Raw genomic sequence first — 2,763 nt, 5'->3', positions numbered from 1 at the left:
GCAAACTTTAAAGTTGGTTTTGTACTTGGAAGTTCGGTCTTTAATTTATAAATTTGGCTTACGAAATCCCCAACTGACGCCAAGCCACAAGACGTTAGCGGCTATTTTAAAAAAAAATGAGTAAATTATGGCTTTTGTCTGGTCTTTTGGAATAAAGTTTAATGGTATCGAAGATGCTGAAAAGGTAAAGTCACAAATTGATAATATTATCTTGAGTGATGGAACTGAAATAGGAATTTATAAACATATTACTTACGAGAATGGAAATTTAAATCTTACTGAATGTACATTAGAATTGATGTTGCATAATATGCAAGTATCTGGAAATCAAAAATTATTATCATTTCCATATTTTTATGAAATACGAAATTTTTTTTATCAATTTCTACGAGATTTAGATATCGATTACTGCGAGGCTCTTTTCGAATTTGAAGGAGCTGACAGAATCGCACATGAAAATCTAATTGAATATATAAACCAATATGGAATCGGAGAAATTTTTAATAGTGACAATTTTGCAGATTTAAAAGTAAGTAGTACAATTTATCAAAGTAAAAGAATTCTCGATGGATTAGTTTTATCCAAAGAAAATTTTGAAAAACTGAAAAATGAATATTCTGAATACTTTGAACCATTCAAAAATGGATATTACTGGCTTCCAATAAAAAACAGCCGCTAACACAGGTTTTATGCTATTGCTGCGCTTGGGCTTTTTTGGACGCTTGGTCTCTTATCTTTTTTCTTTCAATCATGTTTTTCTTTCAAAGTTTTCGGTATATTTGCTTTGGTCTGTGACAAAAATCAGCAACAGACATAAAGCCTAGGAACGTTATGCGTCATGCTAAAAAACCTCAATAATGAAGAACCTATTCCGAATAAAAGCAATAAGAATTGACGAAACAGAAGATGCGAAATTCGAAGTTTGTTTTTCTAATGGAATTTCTAAAAGTTCATTGGAATTTTATAGCGATGAAGATGTTTTTAAAAGTTTTGCGCAAAGCTTAAGAGATTTTCCAAAAGACATTCATGACAAAATCACATTCGAAATTGGAAAAGATGATGATAAATGGGCTTACTATTTAAGTGTGAAAGTGTTTTGCGTCGAACCAAATGGAAAATCAATATTTAGAATTTTGATTGATAATCATGGTGATATTGTAAATGGTTACAGAAGTGAGTTTTCGCTCAATTTTGAGGTCGCAGAAATAAATAAACTCGGAGAATCATTATCGCGCTGGAAAATTATTGAAGGTGAAGAATGGAAGTGGCCAGAATAAAAAGCACGACGCATAACAGCCGTTTCTCGCAATTGCGAATTTTGTGGTAAGTTCACGTTTCCGTTTCGCAAGAATTTTTATCTTTAACAGAAAATAATTCGTTCCGAAGTTCGCAACTGACGAGAAGCGGCGGAACGTTAGCGGATATGTTCCCAGAAAATACGAATAAACAACAACAAACAAAATTTATATATGATTGTAGAAGAATTAGTTAAAAGAGTTGAAAGTGTTTCACAAGAAACAAATTATTGGTTTGTAAGAACTGATTACGGCGAATATTTTGACACGTATTACAAAAATAATTTTATAGGAATTGGTTGGGATGAAATCTCAATTGAAGAACTAAAAAATACAGGATTAAAAGTTGCTGTCAAAGAAAAAATCGGAAAAATAGAAAACTTGGATTATGATAAAACAAGTACAAAAGGAACGATTACTGCAATTTACAATAAACTTGTACGATTTATAAACCTCAAAAAAGGAGATATTGTTATTATTCCAAGTAGAAAATCTTCAAGATATGCTTTTGGTATTATTGAAGAAGATGAAGCATACAGCAAGTTTGAAGATGAGAATAATTGCAAACACGTAAAAAGAAAAAAAGTTAAGTGGATTAGTATAAAATCTGTAAAATTATTAAACCCAATATTTCAACAAATAAAAGTTTCAAGACATAGCATAAGTCAAATAAATGATTATAGTGAATATATTGACAATGAAATTAATAATATTTATTTAAAAGATGGAAATGCACATTTTGTTTTAGACATTACAACTCAAAAGGATATTAATGTCGAAACATTAATTGAGTTGATTAAAAATATTCAAGTATTAAGTAAAGAAATAAATACATATTTTAACTTAAATGAAAACATAGAAGAAAATTCAATTAGACTGAACTTACAATCACCAGGTAATATTGAATTTAAACTTCCTATTGGTAAAACACTGGTAGCACTTTCAGCAATTTTGGCTATTGCTTGTGGCAATAATAATAACGTTCAGAATGACAATGAATTAACTACTTTTGCAAATACACATTCTGATACATTAAATAGAATTAATAACTCAATGATAGATTTAGAAGTAGATAGAGAAAGAATAAATTCAATAAAATAGATATTATGGATTTTGCAAGCTTTTTAAATACCGATAACTTATACAAGTTTTTATTTTCAGGAGGAATTTTGATGATAGTGTTTTCTTTGTTTTATCCTATCGAAAAAAAGCAATTATTAGAACTTGAAATAAACAATTTTAACAAACAAACTGAATTATTAAATAATGATATTAATTTGTTAAACGTTGAAGTAAATCAATTAAAATCAACAAGTAAAGAAACCTTAAACACATTAGAGAAATTACAAAAAACAAAAAATGATGTAAATCAAATTCAAGTTTCAAAAGAAATCTCTAAAATTAAAGATAATTATAACAAAACATTTTATAGAATTAAAAGTCATCAACAAGAAACAATTTTAAAAAA

General features: G+C 28.3%; 4 protein-coding genes. All 4 read left to right on the top strand.

The window, feature by feature from the left end; genetic code table 11:
• The first annotated feature begins 127 nt into the window (after window positions 1-127).
• On the top strand, window positions 128-679 hold the full coding sequence (locus tag ACH2CG_RS01115) for a hypothetical protein (protein WP_395061347.1): 552 nt from the start codon (window positions 128-130) through the stop codon (window positions 677-679).
• A 178-nt stretch (window positions 680-857) separates the two neighbouring features.
• Window positions 858-1,277, top strand: a complete 420-nt coding sequence (locus ACH2CG_RS01110; RefSeq protein ID WP_395061345.1) for a hypothetical protein — start codon at window positions 858-860, stop codon at window positions 1,275-1,277.
• A gap of 192 nt (window positions 1,278-1,469) precedes the next feature.
• The gene (locus ACH2CG_RS01105; RefSeq protein WP_395061343.1) at window positions 1,470-2,396 is read left to right on the top strand and encodes a hypothetical protein; all 927 of its coding nucleotides are present in this window, start codon (window positions 1,470-1,472) and stop codon (window positions 2,394-2,396) included.
• 5 nt (window positions 2,397-2,401) lie between these two features.
• The coding region (locus tag ACH2CG_RS01100; protein WP_395061341.1) for a hypothetical protein at window positions 2,402-2,763 on the top strand (362 nt) is incomplete at its 3' end.

The sequence above is a fragment of the Flavobacterium sp. genome (genome assembly GCF_043778725.1).
Lineage (GTDB): Bacteria > Bacteroidota > Bacteroidia > Flavobacteriales > Flavobacteriaceae > Flavobacterium.
Note: the sequence above shows the minus strand (reverse complement) of the source record. Positions and strands in the feature narration are given on the sequence as shown.